This is a genomic window from Microcoleus sp. F4-D5, from assembly GCF_036704885.1.
In the GTDB taxonomy this organism is placed as follows: domain Bacteria; phylum Cyanobacteriota; class Cyanobacteriia; order Cyanobacteriales; family Microcoleaceae; genus Microcoleus.
This window is the reverse complement of record NZ_JAUBSX010000162.1, coordinates 1-4,082: the sequence shown is the minus strand read 5'-3', so window position 1 is coordinate 4,082 and position 4,082 is coordinate 1. Positions and strand designations below refer to the sequence as shown.

Sequence of the window (4,082 nt, the reverse complement as noted above, 5' to 3'; positions counted from 1 at the left end):
CCCTAGACTCCCAAGCATATTGATGCTTAAACTCCTCTTGGGGTGGTGCGCCGCAGGCGCACCCCCTGAACGGTTACCATCAGGAAGTTCTGAAAGCGATAAGACCTCTTTAATTTCTTCTCTTAACTTATCAATCCGCTCTGATAGGGGTAAATCATCGGTTCCTCGGTTATCGACCCGATTTAAGATAAAAATCATCGAATCTGTGCGACCTTGTAGATATCCGACAACTGTCTTTAATTCTTCTAATAAGCGTTTTCTGTGCTCATCATCTACCTGCATATAGTCCAAAGCCACTAAACTAAAAGCTTTATTAACTTGCTTTTGGATAGTTGCTAAGTTAGCCCGGTCTTGAACTGATTTCAATCCCGGTAAATCAATCAATTCCACTCCGATTCCGTTGGGTAAACCCAGTAAAGAAGCATCACAAGCAGGTAAAAGAGGAACATGAGCTGTTATTTGTGGCGCAACATACTCACGCTTTTTCCGCGCCGCGTGATAGGAGTGCATCACACTGCGAATCCGCTGGTATACATCCTCATCGCTTAATCCCGCCCATTCACCAGCCTCCCAAGCAGCATCTTCCGTTTCTGCAATCATTAATCTCTGTTCTTGAGAATGTTTGATGGTTAATACACCCCCACTCATTTCTCCGGCTTCAATAGGCGCAATTTTTCGACCAATCAGCGCGTTAACAATCGTTGACTTTCCAGAGGAAGTTGTGCCCAGAGTAGCAATCCGAAAACTAGGATTTTCTAGGCGTTGGACGGCTTCTTGATAAACAGTTAAAAAATCATCTAGGCAAGATTTAATTCCCGCATCAGCAAAAACATCAGGAGATGAGTTGACTAAGCTAGAGACTGAGTTGCCTAATTCTTGTAAAAGGTTGCGGGTGTTGTTTAACTTAGATTCAATTAGGGACATAGCAAAAATGCTTTCTTAATGATCTTTGTTAAGTATAACTAAGGAGACACGGCATCGCACCTCGTACATCCACGGATGTTTCAAACCTTGCCACAAAATAAAGAGTCACTCTTAAATCAACTTGTAGAGTGCCTCGGAGATTAATTATTTCGATTTTAACAGGTTTATTCTGCTCCGGGGCATCCTACGCACTAAGCTGTCCCGCACCTTGCGTTGTATTTTTCGGGCGGGCGGGACACCCCACAATAATTTCATCAAACTTGACTGTACAATTTATATGCGCCTGAGCTTGTTAATCTCATTATTATGTTTAGGGGGTGATGCGTGTCATCCTTAACATAATAATGAGTTGATGCAGAGTGAGCGGCCGATCGCCAATTACCAATAACCAATGACTATTGATAGCGAATATTAGCTTGTTTCAAACGCCGCAATGCTTCTCCCAGTCGATCGCAATCTGCAATTAAACTAATTCTCACATATCCTTCGCCGCCCGGACCAAAAGCATTCCCAGGAGTCACCACCACACCCGTTTGCTGCAAAACATTCAGGGCAAAATCAGTCGAACTCATGCCCGGAGTGCAGGGAACCCAAAGATACATTGCAGCCAGAGGTTTAGGAATATTCCACCCTAATTCTGCCAATCCTTCCACCATGAAATCCCGGCGAGTCCTGTAACGATTCTGCACTTCGTCTAAGTAACTGTCGGGCAATTGCAGCGCTGTTTCTGCTGCTGCTTGCAATGCGGAAAATATACCGTAATCTAGGTTAGTTTTTAATGTCCGCAAACCTTGAATAATCTTGCTATTTCCTACTACAAAACCGACTCGCCAGCCGGCCATATTGTAAGTTTTGGACATGGTGTGAAATTCGACACCGATTTCTTTACCGCCGGGAATTTCTAATAAACTTGTCGGTTGATAGCCGTCAAAGGCTAATTCGGCATAACACAAGTCGTGAACCAGCAAGATTTGATGTTTGTGTGCGAAAGCAACAATATCTTTGTAAAATTCGCGTGGTGCAGTCGCTCCTGTCGGATTGCTGGGATAATTAAAGTAGAGTATTTTGGCTTGTTCGGCTACGCTGTCGGGAATGTCGCCTAAGTCAATTACCCAGTCATTTTCTGGTTTGAGGATGATGTTGTGAACTTTTGCACCGGCGATAATCGGGCCGCGAAATAATACGGGATAAGCGGGACTTGGTACTAAGATTACGTCCCCTGGATTGATATAGGCGATCGCAAAATGTGCTAAACCTTCTTTAGAACCCAACAAAGGCAATGCTTCGCTTTCTGGATCGAGTTCAACGTTGTAGCGGCGGCTGTACCATTTAGTAATAGTACGGCGGAAACTGGCAGTTCCTTCAAAGGGTGGATAGCCGTGATTTGCAGAATTTTGGATAGCTGCGACGGCGGCTTCTACTACTGGTTGAGGAGTGGCACCGTCGGGGTTTCCCATTCCTAAGTCTATTAAATCGAGTCCTTGTTCGCGGGCGCGGGCTTTGAGTTCGTCGAGACGGGCAAATACGTAGGGCGGTAGTTTTTGCAACCTGTCAGCAGGGCTAATCCAATCCAAGGTCATTTATTTTTTGTCAGTTGTCAGTTTTCCTGGTTTGTAGTAAGGACTTTCGTCCTTGCTAGCACAGCCTTTTCAGGACTTTAGTCCTTACTACAAACTGTTTTAATTCTTAATCTTTAATTCTCCCACAGGTGCGGTGGTAGAAACCATCGCTGCCATTAATTGTTGGGGAACAACTTTAAAAGGCAGTCGGTGGATGTCGGAATTGGGATTGCAGGCTATGTTGGCGGCGCGCTGCAATTCTGTGATGGTAATGTCTCCGAGTCCTAGGTTGTCTAAAGTTTGGGGCAATCCAATCTCGGCGTAGAATTTTAGCAGTTGCTGTCTGGCGCTAGCGGCGAGTTGATTGTTTTGCAGCATTTCTTCTAGTCGCAGTTGTACTAAAATGCCGTAGGCAACTTTTTCGCCGTGCAATGTGCCGTGACTTGCTAATAGATGAGTTAGGCCGTTGTGGACGGCGTGGGCGGCGACGGTGCGGCATTGGGCGCCGCCAATTCCGCCGATTACTCCTGCTAGCAATACGGCTGCATCTGTGACTTCTTGCCAGATTTCGCTACCGGGTTCTTTGAGGGCGGCGGCTGATTTTTGGAATAAAATATCGCGCAGTATTCTAGCTTGTTGGACGGCCGAAATTATCAGGGTTTGTTCGGAGTGTCCGCTGCTGACTGATGCTTCGTACCATTTCGCGATCGCATCTCCAATTCCTGCTACTAATGTCCGCTGCGGTGCGGTTTGAATTAAGCCGTAGTCGAGTATTAATAAGTCTGGACATCTGGTTAATGTGACATCGTATTGGAATGCACCTTGTTCTGAATAAATGTTAGAAAGGGCTGTCCAAGCGGCACAGGTGGCTGCTGATGTGGGTATTGTGACGATCGGGATTTTGCACTGATGGGCGACGAGTTTGGCTGCATCTAAGGCTTTGCCGCCGCCGACACCGATAATGAAATCGGCTTGATGGGTTTGGACGGCTGCGCGGAGGGTTTCGAGGCTGGTTTCGCTGCAATCCTTGCCGTATGCTGTTTCGGCGGATTTTAACTGCTGCTGTTCGAGGATTGGTTGCAAGTAGGGTTGGGCGGCGGCGAGGGAGTTGCTGCCGCCGACGATTAGCGGCCGCTTTCCGAAACGGGCGATCGCATCTCCGGCTTGTGCGATCGCCGATCGACCTCGCAATACACAGGCGGGAGCAATTGTCAAGACATGAATTGCTGTTGTGGTGGCGGTTTTGGTACTTTGGGTTTGAGTCATCGAACCACTGGATAAGTGACGAGAAGGTTGACGCTTTGCAGGATTGCTGGATTTTATAGGATAACTCTAACCCATGTTGGGCGACATGGTAACTTTTGTAAAGTTTTTATTAAGTATTGTGCGGGGTTGGGGGATGGAAGCGGCGAGTTGAGGGGAGTTGGGGAGTTGAGGGCGATCGAATTATGATTAAAGTTGAGGCTTAACGTATAACTCCCAGACTTGTTTCACTGCTGCTGCATCTGGTTGAGAAATTTGCCCATTACTCACAAGTTAAGCTAAAAGCACTATTGTCAATGAGTAATTTTACTCATATTTTACCTGTTGACCCAATTA

At 46.4% G+C, this 4,082-nt stretch carries 3 protein-coding genes; all 3 read right to left on the bottom strand.

What is annotated here, in order from left to right; translation table 11 throughout:
- Positions 1 to 924 (bottom strand): dynamin family protein (locus QUA80_RS33090; protein ID WP_333429129.1); only part of this gene is annotated, 924 nt, incomplete at its 3' end.
- Positions 925 to 1,319: 395 nt separating this feature from the next.
- Positions 1,320 to 2,504 carry an aspartate aminotransferase gene (locus QUA80_RS33085; protein ID WP_333429128.1) on the bottom strand — a complete coding sequence of 395 codons (1,185 nt, stop codon included), beginning with the start codon at positions 2,502 to 2,504 and terminating at the stop codon, positions 1,320 to 1,322.
- A 99-nt stretch (positions 2,505 to 2,603) separates the two neighbouring features.
- Entirely contained in the window at positions 2,604 to 3,749 is a 1,146-nt protein-coding gene (locus QUA80_RS33080) for an iron-containing alcohol dehydrogenase family protein (RefSeq protein WP_333429127.1), read from the bottom strand.
- Positions 3,750 to 4,082: the final 333 nt, after the last annotated feature.

What these genes read in the sequence shown, in the direction of transcription:
- QUA80_RS33080 (WP_333429127.1), bottom strand. Translation starts at nt 3,749, where the DNA reads ATGACTCAAACCCAAAGTACCAAAACCGCCACCACAACAGCAATTCAT.
- QUA80_RS33085 (WP_333429128.1), bottom strand. Translation starts at nt 2,504, where the DNA reads ATGACCTTGGATTGGATTAGCCCTGCTGACAGGTTGCAAAAACTACCG.